Source organism: Pseudomonas sp. XS1P51 (assembly GCF_054897845.1).
Map to the genome: position 1 here is coordinate 6,649,871 of NZ_CM142707.1, position 18,395 is coordinate 6,668,265.

General features: G+C 58.6%; 17 protein-coding genes and 2 pseudogenes. 12 read left to right on the forward strand and 7 right to left on the reverse strand.

The features are described from left to right. Nucleotides 1-18: 18 nt before the first annotated feature. Nucleotides 19-963 carry a lysophospholipase gene (locus tag ACYZUD_RS30710; RefSeq protein ID WP_462021550.1) on the reverse strand — a complete coding sequence of 315 codons (945 nt, stop codon included), beginning with the start codon at nucleotides 961-963 and terminating at the stop codon, nucleotides 19-21. A gap of 224 nt (nucleotides 964-1,187) precedes the next feature. Here ACYZUD_RS30710 and fadD2 point away from each other — a divergent pair, with 224 nt between their 5' ends. Further along, a complete protein-coding gene (gene fadD2 / locus ACYZUD_RS30715) occupies nucleotides 1,188-2,876 on the forward strand; it encodes a long-chain-fatty-acid--CoA ligase FadD2 (protein WP_462021551.1) in 1,689 nt (562 codons plus the stop codon). A gap of 375 nt (nucleotides 2,877-3,251) precedes the next feature. Then, entirely contained in the window at nucleotides 3,252-4,952 is a 1,701-nt protein-coding gene (gene fadD1 / locus ACYZUD_RS30720) for a long-chain-fatty-acid--CoA ligase FadD1 (RefSeq protein ID WP_462021552.1), read from the forward strand. A 122-nt stretch (nucleotides 4,953-5,074) separates the two neighbouring features. On the opposite strand, the gene ACYZUD_RS30725 is transcribed toward fadD1, so the two are convergent. Next, a complete protein-coding gene (locus tag ACYZUD_RS30725) occupies nucleotides 5,075-5,452 on the reverse strand; it encodes a hypothetical protein (RefSeq protein WP_033056806.1) in 378 nt (125 codons plus the stop codon). A gap of 199 nt (nucleotides 5,453-5,651) precedes the next feature. Between ACYZUD_RS30725 and ACYZUD_RS30730 the strand changes: the two genes are divergently transcribed. From ACYZUD_RS30730 to def, 3 genes are all read left to right on the forward strand, one after another. Next, on the forward strand, nucleotides 5,652-5,843 hold the full coding sequence (locus ACYZUD_RS30730) for a CsbD family protein (protein ID WP_010457349.1): 192 nt from the start codon (nucleotides 5,652-5,654) through the stop codon (nucleotides 5,841-5,843). A gap of 171 nt (nucleotides 5,844-6,014) precedes the next feature. Beyond that, complete coding sequence (locus ACYZUD_RS30735) at nucleotides 6,015-6,971, forward strand: YihY/virulence factor BrkB family protein (protein WP_462021553.1); 957 nt, start codon at nucleotides 6,015-6,017, stop codon at nucleotides 6,969-6,971. Further along, entirely contained in the window at nucleotides 6,968-7,507 is a 540-nt protein-coding gene (def, locus tag ACYZUD_RS30740) for a peptide deformylase (protein WP_462021554.1), read from the forward strand. The genes ACYZUD_RS30735 and def overlap by 4 nt, the downstream gene beginning before the upstream one ends. A 72-nt stretch (nucleotides 7,508-7,579) precedes the next feature. Here def and ACYZUD_RS30745 read toward each other — a convergent pair whose 3' ends face one another. From ACYZUD_RS30745 to ACYZUD_RS30755, 3 genes are all read right to left on the reverse strand, one after another. Further along, nucleotides 7,580-8,551: an IS110 family RNA-guided transposase gene (locus tag ACYZUD_RS30745; RefSeq protein WP_462019512.1), complete on the reverse strand. Its 972-nt coding sequence runs from the start codon at nucleotides 8,549-8,551 to the stop codon at nucleotides 7,580-7,582. A gap of 274 nt (nucleotides 8,552-8,825) precedes the next feature. Beyond that, a complete protein-coding gene (locus ACYZUD_RS30750) occupies nucleotides 8,826-9,647 on the reverse strand; it encodes a class I SAM-dependent methyltransferase (protein ID WP_462021555.1) in 822 nt (273 codons plus the stop codon). Nucleotides 9,648-9,706: 59 nt separating this feature from the next. Continuing rightward, nucleotides 9,707-10,144 (reverse strand): GNAT family N-acetyltransferase, encoded by a 438-nt coding sequence (locus tag ACYZUD_RS30755; RefSeq protein ID WP_462021556.1) that lies wholly within the window; start codon nucleotides 10,142-10,144, stop codon nucleotides 9,707-9,709. Nucleotides 10,145-10,552: 408 nt separating this feature from the next. Between ACYZUD_RS30755 and ACYZUD_RS30760 the strand changes: the two genes are divergently transcribed. The 4 genes from ACYZUD_RS30760 (at nucleotide 10,553) to ACYZUD_RS30775 (ending at nucleotide 14,208) form a co-directional block, all read left to right on the forward strand. Then, nucleotides 10,553-11,494: a fatty acid desaturase gene (locus ACYZUD_RS30760; RefSeq protein WP_462021557.1), complete on the forward strand. Its 942-nt coding sequence runs from the start codon at nucleotides 10,553-10,555 to the stop codon at nucleotides 11,492-11,494. Between the two features lie 136 nt (nucleotides 11,495-11,630). Next, on the forward strand, nucleotides 11,631-12,422 hold the full coding sequence (locus tag ACYZUD_RS30765; protein WP_462021558.1) for a phosphate/phosphite/phosphonate ABC transporter substrate-binding protein: 792 nt from the start codon (nucleotides 11,631-11,633) through the stop codon (nucleotides 12,420-12,422). Between the two features lie 233 nt (nucleotides 12,423-12,655). Next, complete coding sequence (locus tag ACYZUD_RS30770; protein WP_462021559.1) at nucleotides 12,656-13,198, forward strand: sigma-70 family RNA polymerase sigma factor; 543 nt, start codon at nucleotides 12,656-12,658, stop codon at nucleotides 13,196-13,198. Beyond that, entirely contained in the window at nucleotides 13,195-14,208 is a 1,014-nt protein-coding gene (locus ACYZUD_RS30775) for an ABC transporter substrate-binding protein (protein WP_462021560.1), read from the forward strand. Before ACYZUD_RS30770 ends, ACYZUD_RS30775 begins: the two co-directional genes overlap by 4 nt. Before the next feature lie 141 nt (nucleotides 14,209-14,349). Here the strand turns inward: ACYZUD_RS30775 and gstA are convergent, their stop codons facing one another. Then, nucleotides 14,350-14,952, reverse strand: a complete 603-nt coding sequence (gene gstA, locus ACYZUD_RS30780) for a glutathione transferase GstA (RefSeq protein WP_462021562.1) — start codon at nucleotides 14,950-14,952, stop codon at nucleotides 14,350-14,352. A gap of 99 nt (nucleotides 14,953-15,051) precedes the next feature. Between gstA and ACYZUD_RS30785 the strand changes: the two genes are divergently transcribed. The 3 genes and pseudogenes from ACYZUD_RS30785 to ACYZUD_RS30795 all read left to right on the forward strand — a co-directional run. Further along, a complete protein-coding gene (locus tag ACYZUD_RS30785) occupies nucleotides 15,052-15,924 on the forward strand; it encodes a LysR family transcriptional regulator (RefSeq protein WP_462021563.1) in 873 nt (290 codons plus the stop codon). A gap of 537 nt (nucleotides 15,925-16,461) precedes the next feature. Next, a pseudogene (locus ACYZUD_RS30790) lies at nucleotides 16,462-17,085 on the forward strand (PAS domain-containing protein); the annotation flags it as partial. Nucleotides 17,086-17,244: 159 nt separating this feature from the next. Continuing rightward, a pseudogene (locus ACYZUD_RS30795) lies at nucleotides 17,245-17,676 on the forward strand (methyl-accepting chemotaxis protein); the annotation flags it as partial. Between the two features lie 74 nt (nucleotides 17,677-17,750). Here ACYZUD_RS30795 and ACYZUD_RS30800 read toward each other — a convergent pair. Then, on the reverse strand, nucleotides 17,751-18,314 hold the full coding sequence (locus ACYZUD_RS30800) for a hypothetical protein (RefSeq protein ID WP_462021564.1): 564 nt from the start codon (nucleotides 18,312-18,314) through the stop codon (nucleotides 17,751-17,753). Nucleotides 18,315-18,395: the final 81 nt, after the last annotated feature.

Consider the following 18,395-nt stretch of genomic DNA (forward strand, 5'->3'; position numbering starts at 1 on the left):
ATAAATTTCACAAAAAAACTATTCCGATCTGGGTGGCCGGCGATGGCTCAGCGCCTGTGCGATCCAGTTCAACACGTCATCGATCACTTCATCACGGTTGCTCTCGTTGAACAGTTCGTGCCGCGCCTGCGGGTAAATAGTCAGTTGCAGGCTCTGGTTGCCGGCCGCGCGCAGCGCATGGGCCAGATCTTTCAGACGCTTGCCTTCGCTCACCGGATCACATTCACCGCCAATCACCAGCAGCGGCAGGCCCGGATCGATCTGGGCGAGATTGGACGCTTTGCTGATTTGCTGCAAGCCGCCGAGCAAATCTATCCACAGCTGATTGGTGCAGCGAAAGCCGCAGAGCGGGTCGTTGGCGTACAGGTCGACCTCCGCCGGGTCGCGACTGAGCCAGTCGAACTTTGTGCGCGCCGGTTTGAATTTCTTGTTGAATGAGCCGAACGACAGCCATTCGATCAGCGCGCTGCGACCCGTGGGCCCCTGGCGCAATCGTTCGAGACGGGCGATCTGTCGGGCGGCGCGATAAAGCGCCACGGGCTGGAAGTTCGAGCCGCTGAGCACCGCGCCGTGCAGGCTGGCGCTGTGATGCAGCAGATAGCCCTGGGCGATGTAGCTGCCCATGCTGTGACCGAGCAGCACGATCGGCACGCCGGGATGCTGCTGGCCGATGTGCTGGTTGAGGCTCGCCAGGTCGCCGACCACCTTGCACCAGCCATCGTCGTCGGCGAAATGGCCGAGTGTCCCGTTTTCGGCAGTTTTGCCATGTCCACGCAGGTCCGGCGCGTAGACGCCATACCCTTGATCACAGAATTTTTCCGCCAGACGGGTGTAGCGGCCACTGTGTTCCGCCATGCCATGGGCCAGCAGGATCACTGCTTTTAAAGGCGCGGCGGGCAACCACTGGTTGACGAAGAGGCGGCTGCGGTCACTCGCGGTCAGCCAGAAAGTGTCGTGGATCATGGCGATTCCTTTGCATGCATGGGCACGGGCTCGTTGCATTGTATAGCGCATCCTTCGCTTGCCGTCTGATCAGGCCACGCCACGGCAGGAAGATTCACACGATCAATGACGCCCGTTGGCATATTTGCCTGATTCGTCATAGCTGCTAGTGTCCGTGAAGCCCCGCTATTTAAAAGTGACAGAAAAGCGGCCCCGGATAGGTTCAGGTAAAGAGGACAAGAACAATGCAACCTGATTTCTGGAATGATAAACGCCCGGCCGGCGTACCCCTGGACATCGATCAAGGGGCCTACAAGTCGGTCATCGAGGTGTTCGAGCGTTCCTGCAAGAAATTTGCTGACCGCCCGGCGTTCAGCAACATGGGCGTCACCCTGACCTACGCCGAACTGGAGCGCTACAGCCTGGCATTCGCCGGTTACCTGCAAGCCCACACCGACCTGGTGCCGGGGGATCGCATCGCGGTGCAGATGCCCAACGTCCTGCATTACCCGATTGCCGTGTTCGGTGCGCTGCGCGCCGGGCTGATCGTGGTCAACACCAACCCGCTGTATACCGCGCGGGAGATGCGTCATCAGTTCAAGGACTCCGGCGCCCGGGCGCTGGTGTACCTGAACATGTTCGGGCAGAAGGTTCAGGAAGTGCTGCCCGACACCGACATTCAGTACCTGATCGAAGCGAAGATGGGCGACCTGATGCCCGCCGCCAAGGGCTGGCTGGTCAACACCGTGGTGAACAAGGTCAAGAAAATGGTCCCGGCCTATTCCTTGCCGCAGGCTATTTCTTTCAAGAGTGCGCTACGTCTGGGCCGGGGCTTGGGCATCAAGCCGCTGAACGCCGGTCTCGACGACATCGCCGTGCTGCAATACACCGGCGGCACCACCGGCCTGGCCAAGGGCGCCATGCTGACCCACGGCAACCTGGTCGCCAACATGCAGCAGGTGCGGGCGTGTCTGGAACAGTTCGGCAGTGACGGCCAGCCGTTGCTGCGCGAAGGGCAGGAAGTGATGGTCGCGCCGCTGCCGCTGTACCACATCTATGCGTTCACGGCGAACTGCATGTGCATGATGGTGACCGGCAACCACAACGTGTTGATCACCAATCCACGGGACATCGGCGGCTTCATCAAGGAACTGAAAAACTGGCGGTTCTCGTGTTTGCTGGGGCTCAACACGCTGTTTGTCGCGTTGATGGACCATCCGGACTTCAAGACCCTGGATTTCTCCAGCCTCAAGCTCACCAACTCCGGCGGCACCGCGCTGGTCAAGGCCACCGCCGAGCGTTGGGAACAGCTCACCGGTTGCCGCATCACCGAAGGTTACGGCCTGACCGAAACCTCGCCGGTGGCCTGCACCAACCCTTACGGTGACAAGTCGCGGATCGGCACGGTCGGCCTGCCGGTGCCGGGCACCACGCTGAAGGTGATCAACGATGAAGGCGTCGAGCAGCCTTTGGGTGAGCGCGGCGAACTGTGCATCAAGGGCCCGCAGATCATGAAGGGCTACTGGCAGAAACCTGAAGCCACCGCCGAAGTGCTGGATGCCGAGGGCTGGTTCAAGTCCGGCGACATCGCGGTGATCGACCCCGATGGTTTTGTGCGCATTGTCGATCGCAAGAAAGACATGATCATCGTCTCGGGTTTCAACGTGTACCCGAACGAGATCGAAGACGTGGTGATGGCTCACCCGAAAGTCGCCAACTGTGCGGTCATCGGTGTACCGGACGAGCGTTCGGGGGAGGCGGTGAAGTTGTTCGTGGTGGCCCGTGAGTCGGGGGTCAGCCTTGAAGAGCTGAAGGCCTACTGCAAGGAAAACTTCACGGCGTACAAAGTGCCCAAGCACATTGTGTTGCGTGAGTCGTTGCCGATGACGCCGGTGGGCAAGATTCTGCGGCGGGAGTTGCGGGATATCGCCTGACAGACCGTAGATCGAGGCGATCCCGAAAGATCGCAGGCTGCGGCAGCTCCTACAGGGGAATGCGAATCCCATGTAGGAGCTGCCGCAGGCTGCGATCTTTTGCTTTGAAAGCCCGGTTTCAGGGGCTTTCAAGGGGTTATAGGATTTTTGCTCTAAAAGTGACTATTGAATATTCAAGAGTCACTAATGTGACTATAGAGGCCGCTTTTGGCTCTGGTCGGCCCTTGGCAAAGCTGCTACTCTCGGCGCGCTTTGTGACTTCTCGGCCTAGTAAAAAGCCAGACTCACCAACAAAAGACACCAATAAAAAACACACACCAATAATAATCGCATCAAATGCGGTATTGAATTCGCGTTGCTGAGGAGTGGGCTTCCATGATCGAAGACTTTTGGAAGGATAAGTACCCTGCCGGGATTGCTGCCGACATCAATCCAGACGAGTATCCGAATATTCAGGCAGTGTTGAAGCAGTCCTGCCAACGCTTCGCCGACAAACTGGCTTTCAGCAACCTGGGCAAGACAATCACCTACGGTGAACTGTACGAATTGTCCGGTGCCTTTGCCGCTTACCTGCAACAGCATACCGACTTGCAGCCGGGCGATCGAATCGCCGTGCAATTGCCCAACGTGTTGCAGTACCCGGTCGCTGTGTTCGGTGCCATCCGCGCCGGGCTGATCGTGGTCAACACCAACCCGCTGTACACCGCGCGGGAAATGGAACACCAATTCAACGACTCCGGTGCCAAGGCCCTGGTCTGCCTGGCCAACATGGCGCACCTGGCTGAAATCGTCGTGCCGAAAACCGGCGTCAGGCACGTCATCGTCACCGAAGTGGCCGACCTGCTGCCGCCGCTCAAGCGTCTGCTGATCAACAGCGTGATCAAGTACGTGAAGAAGATGGTCCCGGCGTATCACCTGCCCAAGGCCATCAAGTTCAACGACGTGTTGAGCAAGGGCCATGGCCAGCCAGTGGCTGAAGCCAACCCGGCCAGCAGTGATGTCGCGGTGCTGCAATACACCGGCGGCACCACCGGCGTGGCCAAGGGCGCGATGCTGACCCACCGCAACCTGGTGGCGAACATGCTGCAGTGCAAGGCGCTGATGGGCTCCAACCTCAACGAAGGCTGCGAGATCCTGATCACGCCGCTGCCGCTGTACCACATCTATGCCTTCACCTTTCATTGCATGGCGATGATGCTGATCGGCAACCACAACGTCCTGATCAGCAACCCGCGCGATTTGACGGCGATGGTCAAGGAACTGTCGAAGTGGAAGTTCAGCGGCTTCGTCGGCCTGAACACGTTGTTCGTCGCGCTGTGCAACAACGAAGGCTTCCGCAAGCTGGATTTCTCCGCGCTGAAAGTCACCCTGTCCGGTGGCATGGCCCTGCAACTGGCCGCGGCCGAGCGCTGGAAAGCGGTTACCGGTTGCGCCATCTGCGAAGGTTACGGCATGACCGAAACCAGCCCGGTGGCAACGGTCAATCCGATCCAGAACATCCAGATCGGCACCATCGGTATCCCGGTTCCGTCGACCCTGTGCAAAGTCATCGACGATGCTGGCGTTGAGCAGCCGTTGGGCGAAATCGGCGAACTGTGTGTGAAAGGTCCGCAGGTCATGAAGGGCTACTGGCAGCGTCAGGACGCCACCGATGAAATGCTCGACAGCGAAGGCTGGTTGAAGACCGGTGACATCGCGGTAATTCAGCCTGACGGTTACTTGCGCATCGTCGATCGCAAGAAAGACATGATCCTGGTCTCCGGTTTCAACGTTTACCCGAACGAGCTAGAAGATGTGCTGGCGACCTTGCCGGGCGTGCTGCAATGCGCGGCCATCGGTGTGCCGGATGAGAAGTCGGGCGAGGCGATCAAGATCTTCATCGTCGCCAAACCGGGCGTGACCCTGACCAAGGAACAGGTGATGGAGCACATGCGCGCGAACGTTACGGGCTACAAGGTTCCGCGTTCCGTGGAGTTCCGCGATGCGCTGCCGACCACCAACGTTGGCAAGATCCTGCGTCGTGAATTGCGTGATGAAGAGCTGAAGAAGCTCGCCGCGAAGAAGGTCAGCGCGTAACCAACAAAAAGCCCCGCAGATGCGGGGCTTTTTTAAGATCAAAAGATCGCAGCCTTCGGCAGCTCCTACATTGGGATGGCGTACACCCGTAGGAGCTGCCGAAGGCTGCGATCTTTTGCTTTTTAGAGGCGGAACTGCGCGAAATTGACGTTGGTGCCCGCCGGGCGCATGTCCTGCAAGTACGAATCCTTATCCGCGCTCAGTTCCAGGCTCAGGGCCGCTTTACGCTTGCCTTCGTTGCGCACCACCAGGCCTTCGAGCTTCTCGCGCAGGAACACCGTCGGCACTTTCAGGTGCAGCAGTTCGTCGGTATCCGGCGTGTGCATCAGCAGGTGAACCCATTCGTACTGACCAATGGCCAGGCGCGCCACCGGGATGTCGAACCACCAGATGTTGCGGTTGCGGTTCAATTCGGTGAAATGGCAGTTGTTGACGCCAAGCACAGCACCGCCGAGTTCCTGGTTTCTGCGGGCAATGGCCTGCTTTTTATCGAGTTTCATAACATTCCTACGGGATTGGATCTTCAGCGCCATGGCCTGAATACGTTGCGCATTCTCGGGGGTTGGTTGGCAAACATAAAGCCCAACCTGCACTGAACGATGAAATGTCGCCGTGAAAATAAATGAAACTCCGCGCAAACGCCTCCGGTCAACCTTGTGTAACGACTTTTCCCGTTGAATTGTTCACAGGAGAACCACCATGAGCAGCACAGGCGATAAAGTAAAAGGCATGGCCAACGAAGCGGCCGGCAACGTCAAGCAAGGCGTCGGCAAGGCTACCGGTAACGACAAAATGCGCGCCGAAGGCGTGGTGCAGGAAAGAAAAGGCGAGGCTCAGCAAGCCGTGGGCAAAGCCAAGGACGCGATCAAGAAAGGCGTCGACAAGGCTTGATCCGGCCCTTGAAGTGCGAAACGAACGGCCATCCACGGATGGCCGTTTTTGTGTCAGCCTGAACTTGCGCAATGAAATTGTTTCAAAGACGCCAAGTGAGCTACTTTGATGTAAAAAACGGCCCCTGAGTCGCCACGACTTCGACCAAATTTGCGGCGAAAGGAGACGCTAATGTTTTTCCCACACATGAAAGGTTTGCGCCTGCACCGTGTCATGGTGCGCACGGTTACCGAGTTCGTCGACGACGAGATGTCGACCTATGCCTCGGCGCTGGCCTATCAAATGCTGTTTTCGCTGTTTCCCTTCATCCTGTTCCTGATCGCCCTGATCGGTTTCCTGCACCTGCCGGACTTCTTCTCCTGGCTGCGCCTGCAATCGGAACTGGTGCTGCCGCCCCAGGCGCTGGAACAGGTGAACCCGGTGATCGATCAGCTTCAGCAATCCAAGGGTGGCTTGCTGTCGGTCGGTATCGTGATCGCCCTGTGGACTGCCTCTGCCGGTGTGCGGCTGATGATGAGCGCGATGAACGCCGCTTATGACGTGGTCGAAGGGCGCCCGGCGTGGAAGCGTTTTCCGCTGTCGATCTTCTACACCATCGGCATCGCCGGCATGTTGCTGGCCGCCGCCGCGCTGATGGTGCTCGGCCCGCAGGTGATGGGCTGGATTGCTTCGCAGGTCGGCCTTGAAGAATTCATCGTCACGCTCTGGACCATCGTGCGCTGGCCGGTGATCGTGATTCTATTGATGATGGCGGTGGCGCTGATCTACTACGTCATGCCCGACGTCAAACAAGAGTTTCGCTTCATCACTCCGGGCTCGGTGCTGGCGGTGGTGGTGTGGATCATCGCGTCGCTGGGCTTCGGTCTGTACGTCAAGACGTTCGCCAACTACAACGCCATGTATGGCAGTATCGGCGCGATCATCGTGCTGTTGCTGTACTTCTACATTTCCGCTGCGGTGCTGTTGCTCGGCGCCGAAATGAATGCCGTGATCGAACACATGTCGACCGAGGGCAAGAATGATGGTGAAAAAGTCCCCGGCGAGCATGACCACGAACACAAACACCATGTTTCGGGACTGGGTCGGGACCACTCGATCAAGCCGACCACTGACGAAGTCATCAAATGATCCGTGAAATTCTGAAAATGGGCGACGAGCGTCTGCTGCGCATCGCCCCGCCGGTGTCGGCCGAAATGTTCGACAGCCCCGAGTTGTGGCAACTGATCGACGACATGTTCCAGACCATGGAAAGCGTCGGCGGCGTTGGCCTGGCCGCGCCGCAGATCGGCGTCGACCTGCAACTGGTGATCTTCGGTTTCGAGCACAGCGAGCGGTATCCGGACGCTGAAGCGGTGCCGCAGACCATTCTGATCAATCCACTGATCACACCGCTGAGCCCGATCCTCGAAGAGGGTTTCGAAGGCTGTCTGTCGGTGCCCGGCCTGCGCGGCGCGGTGGATCGTTATCAGCAGATTCGCTACGAAGGTTTCGACCCAAAGGGGCAGCCGATTGTGCGCATCGCCGATGGGTTTCATGCGCGGGTGGTGCAGCATGAGTGCGATCACCTGATCGGCCGGTTGTACCCGTCGCGGATTACCGACTTCAGCAAGTTCGGGTTTACTGAAGTGATGTTTCCGGATCTGGATCCCAACGCAGACGATTGAACCGCGAAAAGATCGCAGCCTTCGGCAGCTCCTACAGAGTTTTGCGTACACCTGTAGATACCGTCTTGACTCTCACCGAGCAAGCGCAAGTTTCGGGTCGAAGGGTTGACCCGACTTGAGCACGCCATAGACGAAGTGCAGCAGCTTGCGCATCGCGGCACAGATGATTTGCTTGGGAGCCTTGCCGTTGGCCTTCAGGCGGTCTTTGAGGGCGATGATTGCTTCGTTGTGTTTCAGCGCCACGATTCCTGGCATGTAGAGGCTGGCGCGCAGTCGTACCGAGCCGATTTTCGAGATCGGGGTGCGGCCCTTGAGCATGCCCGAGTCATGCAGCTTCGGGTTGAGTCCCGCAGCAGCCACCAGTTTGCGCGGATCGTCGTATTTGCGCAGGTCGCCCAGTTCGGCCAGTAGTCTCTCAAGTGTTTTTTCGCCGATGCCATCGATGGTCACGATCAAGTCGCGCATCTGACGCATGTCGGGGTCGTCATCGATGTGTTGCTTGATTACCTTGTGCGTCTCAGCGATCTCTTTTTCGACGTGGCGCAGTACCGACTGGATCGAGTCTTTGACGCTTTCGTCGGACACGTCCAGACGATTACGCTCCATTTGCTGCATTTCCTGAAGATCATCGAGGCGGCGAACCATCGCCTTCAGTTGGCGAAACTTCAGCGGTTCCGGGGCCCAGAGCGACAGTTTTTCATGTTTTTCTCTGGCGAAGTCAGCGATCAGCTTGGCGTCGCTTTTATCGGTTTTGACTCGACGCAGTTCGCTGTTGGCATAGGCATGGGTCGTAGCCGGGTTGACCACACAGACCCGATAACCCTTGTTGTAAACAAACTCGGCGAGCGCCAGGTGGTAGACGCTGGTGGCTTCCATCACGATCAGGGCCGAAGGCTCGGCCTGCTTGTGCAACCAAGCCTCAAGTTCCTTGAAGCCCTTGGCATCGTTAGCGAGTTTGGCCTTGGTTTTGTGTTTGCCATTAGGCAGATGAGTGGCGATATCAAAAGTATTTTTTGCGACATCGACGCCAACGAAACTGGACATGAATACCTCCAATCAGATCAATTGCGATCATCACTGCACTCTGTCCAACCTTGCAAATGCGGGCTCTCGCCGAAGACGGGCCCAAGATACCGTTCGAACTATACGAGTGAGTGTGGAGGGTTGGAGCACCATCTACATTGCAGGCATAACGCCTAAGGAGCTGCGCGTCTTCCAGATCCCTCCCTCGATGATCAGTCGAGAACTATCGCTCCTGACGGAGCGATAGTCGAGATACAAGGAGCTGCCGAAGGCTGCGATCTTTTGATCTTCGCTGTTATTTCGTGGGTTTGACGAACCGCAACGTCATCCGGTCCGACTCACCAATCGCCACATACTTCGCGCGATCCTTCTCCCCCAACGTCAACGCCGGCGGCAATGTCCAGACGCCTTCCGGGTAATCCTTGGTGTCCTTCGGATTGGCATTGATCTCGCTCTGCCCCTCAAGCTTGAAGCCCGCATCGGTCGCCAGTTTCACCACGTACTCGGTGGTCAGGTAACCGCTGTGCTTGATGTCTTCCAGCGACGCCCCATCCTTGGCCCGGTGATCGACCACCCCCAGCACACCGCCCGGTTTCAGCACCTTGAAAAACGCCTCGAATGTCTGCGGCGCGGTCTCGGCCAGCACCCAGTTGTGCACGTTGCGGAAGGTCAGCACCGTGTCTGCCGAGCCGGGTTTGCCGAACACCGGGGCCTTCGGGTCGAACTCCAGTACCTGGGCCTTGGCGTACTGTGCAGGGGCCGCGGCGAATTTCGCCTTCAGCTTTTCTTCGCTCTTGCGCGCGTAGTCACTGACCGTCGGCGCTTGCACGGCGGCGACATAGTGCCCGTGGTCCTTGAGCAGCGGTGCCAGCAGCTCGCTGTACCAGCCGTTGCCGGGGGTGATTTCAATGACCGTCTGGTTCGGCGCCAGACCAAAGAACTGCAGGCTCTGCTGCGGATGACGATAGCTATCGCGTGCCACGTTCTCGGGCGCTCGCCAGGTGCCGGCCAGCACCTTGGCGTATTGCTCGGCTGAGATCGGTGGGGTTTGTGCGGCATGGCCGAACACGGGAGCGAGCAGGGCGGTCAGCGTCAAGGCAAGAAGGGCAGGTTTCATGGAGCGTCCTGAGAAGTCGAAGTCGACCCCGAGGCTAGCACGCAGCAATTACCGGCCGATCACACATTATCAGCGGTCGACCTCACCAATGGTTCTAAGCCCATGGCGATCATCGGTTTGCTGCGTGCGTACCGGCTCAAGCGTTCGACCATGGCGTAAGGCATCTGCGGATCGAAGGAAAACCCGCGACGTTCATAAAAGCCACGCAAGTCCGGATGGCAGAACAACCACGCTGGGTGCTCAAGACCTTTCACCGCTTCGGCAATCAACGCCGCCGCGATCCCCTGTTCACGGCAGGCCGGATCGACGAATAAACCGGTCAACCAATACCCGCCCGAGACGGGTCGCAAACACAGGGCACCGATGATCTCGTCGCGCCTGGCGACCCAGAGTTGAGCGTCGCGGACGGCTTTCATCGGCGATTGGTGGGCGCGATAAAACTTGTTCATCAGCGGCCATAACGGCTCGGCGAGCAAGGTGTACTGGGTGTCGGGCATGGGTTTGATCTGTCGGTGCGCAAAGCGGACGATTATAAAAGAACGCGGGCGCGGGGATAGGTGTATACCTGATCTCACATCCCGTATGAGTGGAGTACGTATCATGGCCAAAGGCATGGATTCAAAAAAAGCGGCAAAGAAGAAACCGGCGAAAACCGCCGATGAAAAGCGCGCGGACAAGAAGGCCAAGAAGGTGGATGTGTTCGGTCATTGATCCCCGCTGATTGATCGTTCCCACGCTCCTGCGTGGGAATGCCTCCCGTGACGCTCCGCGTCACAGCGACGGACGCAGAGCGTCCGGTGAAACACTCCCACGCAGAGCATGGGAGCGATCTTTCTGAAAATAATCTGCAAGATTTCCCTGCGCCATTGCACAGAAGGGGACTGGTCCCCGATCTGAGCAACGCCATGCCCCATTACTTCGATAGTGCCCACCGAGAAGAAATCGAAACCCTGCGCCAACGCCTGACCGCTCGCACCGAGTGGCCGACCTGGTTGCTGCTGATCGGCGCGTACGTCGGCTGGTTCAGCATCGTGCTGGGCAGTGCGTGGTTGGGCCTTTGGTGGAGCACGTTGCTGCTGATTCCGTTGGTGGTGCTCTGGCTGTCGGTGCAGCACGAATTGCTGCACGGGCATCCCACCCGCTGGACCTCGCTGAACAAGATCCTCGGCTACGCGCCGTTCGCCGTCTGGTATCCCTACACCCTGTATCGCGACAGCCATTTGCTGCATCACCGCGACGAAGACCTGACCCTCCCCGGTCGTGATCCGGAAAGCCGTTACCTGAGCGTCGAGCAATGGCAGGGCAGTTCGCTGTTCGAGCAGGGTCTGCACTGGCTGAACAAAACCGTTCTCGGACGCTTCGCCCTCGGTGCGCCGCTGGCCTTGCTGGCGCTGGCCCGGGAAGAACTGCAACGACTGCAGGCCGGCGAGCGACAAGCCTGGTTGATGTGGCTGACCCACGGCGCACTGACCCTGCTGATGCTGGTGTTCATCGCCCGCTACAGCGTGCTGCCGGTGTGGCACTACCTGTTGCTGATCAGCGTGCCGGCGCTGTCGGTTGCGATGATTCGCTCCTACTATGAACACCGTCCCCATGCCGCGCCCGAGCAACGCACCGTCCTCAACGAAGCCGCCTGGCCGTGGCGCTGGCTGTTCCTGAATCTCAATTTGCACCTGGTGCATCACGACCTGCCGGGCCTGCCCTGGTACGACTTGCCTCGTGCCTACCACGCGCGCCGCGAGCAATGGCTGGCGCGCAGCGGCGGGTTTCTGCTGCAGGGTTATGGCCAGTTGTGGCGCGAGAACGGGGTGAAGGCGATCGACAGTCCGCGGCATCCGTTTTATTGATTGCTTGCGTTCCCCTTGTGGGAGCGAGCCTGCTCGCGATAGCGGTGTTACTGACAACATAAATATTGAATGTTATGGCCTCATCGCGAGCAGGCTCGCTCCCACATTTGGATGTTCGTTGTATCGGAAGATTTTGATGACCCAACGCCTCGCTGAATTACTGATGTACGTCGCCCCCGAGCCAATCCACCAGGCCAACGAGCGCTGGCTGACGCGAATCTTCGAGCGACTGGGCGCCACCCGCCGCGACGCCGACGGCCTGTCGCTGATGGACCTGTGGCTGTCCCCGCACCTGCTGCTGACCCAAACCTGCGGCTATCCGCTGATGACGGCGTTGCGCGGTCAGGTTCGGGTTCTCGGTCGCCCTCGTTATGAACTGCCGGACAGCACCGGTGGCAACCATTGCAGCCTGCTGCTGTGTCGCGCCGATGATTCGCGGCGCAGCTTGCCGGCCTTTCGCGGCAGCCGCGGTGTGATCAACGGCGAAGACTCCAACAGCGGCATGAACCTGCTGCGCCACCGACTGGCGCCGCTGCATCACGACGGGCATTTCTTCGCCAGTGTCGGTATCAGCGGCAGCCACCGCGAAAGCCTGCGCTGGCTGCGTGAAGACAAAGCGGACCTGGCGGCCATCGACAGCGTGACCTTCGCCTATCTGGCGCAGCATGCCGAAGCCGAAGTGGCCGGCCTGCGCGTCGTGGTTCGTAGTGCATTCAGTCCGACCTTGCCCTACATCACCGCCGCGGCAGTCACCGATGAGCAGGCTGCACAGCTTCGACAAGTGATGAACCAGACCTTGCGGGAGCTGCCGGATGTCGCTGAAGTCCTTGGTCTGCAAGAGGTGCTGCCGGCCAGCGAGAGCGACTATCAGGTTGTTCTCGATTATCAGCAGGAAGCCGAGACGTTGGGGTACGGGCGGTTGCGATGAGTCTTGAGGATTGTGTCGACAGACCCATTTTCGCGAGCAGGCTCGCTCTCACAGAATTTCGATGGCCCCTGTGGGAGCGAGCCTGCTCGCGAAAGCAATCGGTCAGCCTTAACTTTAATTCCTTAATAGAATATAAAAATGCTTTTTAAGTATTATTAAAGAATAAGGCTCCTTGCTAGGATCGCGTCACCGGACGACCGGACATTCAGCGACCCCTAACCCTTGGAGCCTCTATGTCCGGCGCCGACCTTTCCCATCGCAATGACGTGGGCGGATTGTTCCGCGACCATTATTCCTGGCTGTGTACGCGGTTGCGTCGGCACCTGGGCGCCAGTTCCAGCGTCGAAGACATCGCCGCCGAAACCTTCGTGCAACTGCTCGAATCACCGGGGCTGACGCCGATCCGCGAGCCTCGCGCCTTGCTCACCACCATCGCCCGCCGGTTGATTTATCAACTCTGGCGCCGCCGCGATCTGGAACGCCAACACCTCGATCAATTGCAACACGTCGATCAGCCTCAAGCGCTGTCGCCCGAGGAGTTGGTGCAATTGACCCAGGCGTTGCATGGCCTCGACCAGACACTTGAGCGTTTGCCGGGCAAGGTCCGGGCGACCTTCCTGTTGTCGCGACTCGATGGCCTGACCTACCCGCAAATCGCCGCCGAACTGGGCATTTCCCAACGCTCGGTCAGCGTCTACATGACCCGCTCCCAGGCGTTGTGCGCCCAGCACAGCGCCAATGAACCCTTGAATCCCCTGACCCAGAGGTCCGCATGAGATCGATCAAAACCCTGCTCGGCAGTTCGCTGCTGGCCCTGAGCCTTGTGGCAACCCATGTTCCCGCAGCGGAAAAGACCACCCCCATCCACTTCGGCGACATCACCTGGGAAAGCGGTAGCCTCATCACCGAGATCCTGCGGCTGATCGTCGAGAAGGGTTACGGCTACCCGACGGACACCTTGCCCGGCAGTACCGTCAGCCTCGAAGCCGCGTTGGCCAAGAACGACATTCAAGTGATCGGTGAAGAGTGGGCCGGGCGCAGTCCGGCGTGGGTCAAGGCCGCTTCGGAAGGCAAAGTGTTTGGCTTGGGCGACACGGTCAAAGGTGCCACCGAAGGCTGGTGGGTGCCGGAATATGTGATCAAGGGCGACCCGGAGCGCGGGATCAAACCCCTGGCCCCGGAGCTGAAATCCGTTGCCGACCTGGCGCGCTACAAGGACGTGTTCCGCGACCCGGAAGATCCGAGCCGCGGGCGCTTCCTCAACAGCCCGACCGGCTGGACGTCGGAGATCGTCAACAGTCAGAAACTCAAGGCCTATGACCTGACCGCCAGCTACGTCAACTTCCGCACCGGTTCCGGCGCAGCGCTGGATGCCGAGGTGGCCTCGTCGATCCGCCGTGGCAAACCGGTGCTGTTCTACTACTGGTCGCCGACACCGCTGTTGGGTCGCTTCAAACTGGTGAAACTCGACGAGCCGCCATTCGATGCCGAAGCCTGGAAAACCCTGGCCGATGCCAACAACCCGAACCCTAAAGGCACCCGTTCGATGCCGGCCAGCCTGGCCATCGGCGTGTCCGCACCGTTCAAGGCGCAGTATCCGGATTTGGTGGCGTTCTTTGAAAAGGTCGACTTGCCGATCGATCTGCTGAACAAGACCCTTGGACAGATGAGCGAAAAACGTCAAAAGCCGCGTGAAGTGGCTGAAGCGTTTTTGCGCGATCAGCCGCAGATCTGGAAGGGTTGGGTGCCGGGTGAGGTGGCGACCAAGGTGAGTGCGAGTTTGTAATTTCACCTGATGTTTTGCGATGCCTGAACTTCCGCTTTCGCGAGCAGGCTCGCTCCCACAAGGGATCTTTTGTGAACACAGTATTTGTGAACACCAGAAACCCAATGTGGGAGCGAGCCTGCTCGCGAATGGTCTCCAGCCTTACACCGTCTCTGCAGCCAATGCCGCCCGCACTGCCGGCCGCGAATCAACCCTCGCCTGAAACCGCGCCAACGCCGGCCACTGATTCAAATCAATCGCAAACAACGACGTCCAGCGCAACACCGTAAACAGATACGCATCGGCAATGCCGAACCCGTCGCCCATCAAGTAATCCTGCCGCTCCAGCGTCTGGCACAACACTGTAAACCGCTTGAACAGTTTCTCCTTGATCAACGCTTTGATCTCCTGCGGAAACTGCGAACTGAACAGCCAACCCAGCCCGCCATGAATCTCCGTCGAGACGAAGTTCAGCCACTCCTGCAATCGCACTCGCTCGAACGTCCCGTTCACCGCCGCCAGTTTTGCCTCGGGTCGCAGGTCCGCCAGGTATTGCAGAATCGCCGGGCCTTCGGTCAGCACCTCGCCGTTCTCCAGTTGCAACGCCGCGACGTAACCTTTCGGGTTGATGGCGAGGAAGTCATCGCCAGCCAAGGTTTTCTTGGTGCTGTTGTCGACACGGACCAAATCGAATGGCAGTTCCAGTTCGCGCAACACAATGTGGGGTGCCAGTGAGCAGGCTTGGGGGGCGTAATACAACTTCATCGGGAGGGCTCTGGTTGGGGATTTGCGCCAGTGTCATAGTGCGCGATCCCTTCGGTAAAATTAATCTTTCAGAAAACTGCCATAAGGAAAGCTACTGCCATGATGAATCTGATGCACTGGCGAATGGTGGTGGCGGTGGCGGATACGGGCAATATCACCCGAGCAGCCGAGCGAGTCGGCATGACCCAGTCAGGGGCCAGCCAGGCGCTGGCGTTGATCGAAGAAACCCTGGGCGTTCAGCTGTTCAGTCGGGAGAATCGCCAGACCCTTCCGACCGCCATCGGCCTGCCCGTCATCGAACAGGCGCGAACCATGCTCGGCGCCCTGGAAAACATTCGCAGCACCGTCGATGCCGCTAAAGACATTCAGCGCGGGACAATTCGGCTGGCGAGTTTCCCCATGGTGCTGGCGACCTTTCTGCCGCCGCTGCTGCGCCGGTTCAGCCGGCTTTACCCCGGCATTCAAGTGGTCGCGCTGGAAGTCAGCGACGACGAAGTGGAAACCCTGCTCGGTGCCGGGCTGGTGGATGTTGGTGTGGTGTTGAACCCCGCACCTGAGCGCATTGCCGGTCATCTGGGACGCGATGCCTGGGTGGCGGTTCTGCCGGGCGGCCATCCTCTGGCGCACCGCTCGAATGAAGACGGCATTTCCCTCGCGGAGTTGGCGGAGCAACCTTTTGTGCTGGCCACCGGCGGTTGTTCGACCAACGCCCGCAGCCTGGCCATCGATGCCGGGCTGCAACTGCGCGACGTGCGGGTCGAGGTCCGTGAGTGGAGCAGTGCCTTCACGCTGGTACGGGAAAACATCGGCGTGACCCTGGTGCCGGAAATGACGCTGCCGACCCATCGCCAAGGGCTGCGCGTGGTGCCGGTCAAACCGCGTATCGATCGTGAGTTTGCCTTGGTGGTCGCCGCGAACCAGCCACCGTCAGCGGCGGTACAGGCATTGTTGAGCGTGCTGGCCGTGAAATGACTGACGCCCGCGCTGAATCGATTTTGTCCTCGATAGTGGCTGAATAGTGGCCTTGCATCCGAATCAGTGCTGTCTATGCTGAGGCGTAGCTAACCATGTCGGTCGCAATATGAAGGATCACGACCCGGCAAGGAACGGTGAAACACGCCTCAGAGTGTGCAACCCAAGGCACCGACACAGAACAACAGGGAGCTGTCCGGTAAAGGGAGTTACTTGAAAACGTTAGGGTTGGCCCGGTCCCGGGCTATCAAGAGAAGGATGTCTTGATAAGAGCGTTGCGGCATGGACTCTCCGATTGAACATCATTTATCACCTGACATGTCCTTCCTTTGGAGGGATGCGTGTGCCTGTTCCAAGGAACGTTGTGGTGGACCGTTGAAAGACCGAAGGAACTTTCATCATTCAAAAGACCGCGCTTAAGGTGATACAACCATGTTTAACCTACATCGCAAGTCTGACCTGCTGGAAATCGAGCGATTCAGCGGCGCATTGACCGAAGCCAACGCCAAGTGGGTGGCTGTCAGCCGTTCGATGGCGATGATTGAATTCACCGCTGAGGGCATCGTGCTCGATGCCAACGACAACTTTTGCAGCGCCATGGGTTACAGCGTCGACGAAGTGCGCGGCAAACATCACCGGATATTCTGCGAAGAAGCGTTTTATCGTAGCGAAGCCTACGCCAAGTTGTGGCGTGACCTGGCCCGTGGCGAGCCGGTCAGCGGGACCTTTTTGCGCTTGAACAAGAGCGGCAAGGAGATCTGGCTCGAAGCCAGTTACATGCCGGTATTCGGCCCCGACCGGCAGGTCCGGAGTGTGATCAAAATCGCCACTGACATCTCCGCCAGGGTCAACAAGGAACACGAAAACGAAAGCATGCTCGCTGCGATCGGTCGTTCCATGGCGGTGATCGAGTTCACTCCCGAAGGCAAAGTGATCACGGCCAACGACAACTTCCTCAAGACCCTGCATTACTCGCTAAATGAAGTGGTTGGCCAGCATCACAGTCTGTTTTGTCATCGCGCCGAAGCCGAATCGCAGACTTACAAGGCGTTCTGGGCTTCGCTGAATCGCGGCGAATATCACTCGCACCGTTTCGAGCGCAAAGATAAACACGGGCATACGGTGTTCCTGGAAGCTTCCTATAACCCGTTGTTCGACGCCAAGGGCCGGCTGTACAAAGTGGTCAAGTTCGCCAGCGACATCAGCCAACAGGTCACTACCCTGCAAACCGCTGCGGAATCGGCCCACAGTACTTCGGTACAAAACGATGCTTGTGCGCAGAAAGGTTCTCAGGTGGTGCAGCAAACGGTGCAGATCATTCAGGACATTTCGAAAAACCTGAACGAAGCGGCGCTGAGCATCGATGCCGTGAGCAAACAGTCCGACATCATCGGCACCATCGTCCAGACCATTCGCGGCATTGCCGATCAGACCAACTTGCTGGCGCTCAACGCCGCGATCGAAGCGGCCCGGGCCGGTGAACACGGAAGAGGGTTTGCGGTGGTTGCCGATGAAGTTCGCAGCCTTGCCGCACGAACCAGCCAGGCGACGCTGGAGATTGTCGACGTGGTGCGCAAGAACCACGATTTGTCGTTAAGTGCGGTATCGAGCATGCAGTCGAGTTTGAGTCGAACCGGGCTTGGGGTGGAACTGGCGAACGAGGCGGGGGAGGTGATCCTGGAGATTCAGCAGGGCTCGCGGCATGTGGTGGATGCCATCAGCCAGTTCAACTCGACGTTGCAGTTGAACTGAGTCGCGATGCGTTCCCGTAGGAGCTGCCGAACCTTCGGCAGCTCCTACGGGCCCCGCGCGTTGTCTCGATACTGTTAAAGCGACGCGAGGAACTTGTCGACCACCTGGCTGCTGCCTTTTTCGCTGCTGCCGTTTTCTTTCTCGGCCTGCGCCAGTTTTATCTTGTCTTGCATGCGCTCGGCCATTTCTTTAGCGACCGCCTGTTGTTGTTCCGGCGGCATTTGTTCTACTTCTTCTTTCGTCAGCCCCATCTCTTCCAGAATGGCATCTTGCATGCGCTCTTCCGGGGTTTTGCTCATGTATTCCTTGAATGCGTCCGTGGCCGTGCCGCCACTGAACTTATCTTGAGCATCGGTCGGTAGTGGGGCGTAAGTTAATTGCAGTCCTACGCGGGTTTTCGCGAACGCTTCATCAACGTTGTCACTGATTTTGGTCGCCTCACTGACTTGCTGTGTGGCGATTTGGGTGGCGGACTCCTGCACTTTCGCGCTGGCCTGAGCGGTTTGCGCCTGAACGTTGTTTTGCAGGGCTTGCACCATCACGCCCTGAAGCCCGGCGGCGGCTTCGGCGGTCGGATCTTCACCGGGCTTCTTGGGGAGTGGTGTCATTAACGTTTGTTTATTAGCACTGACCAACATGACGAGTAGACCTTGTAGGTGTTTGTGGTGCAGTGCTTTGAGCAAATAGTATGCCTAATGAATTATTGTCAATAATTTCAA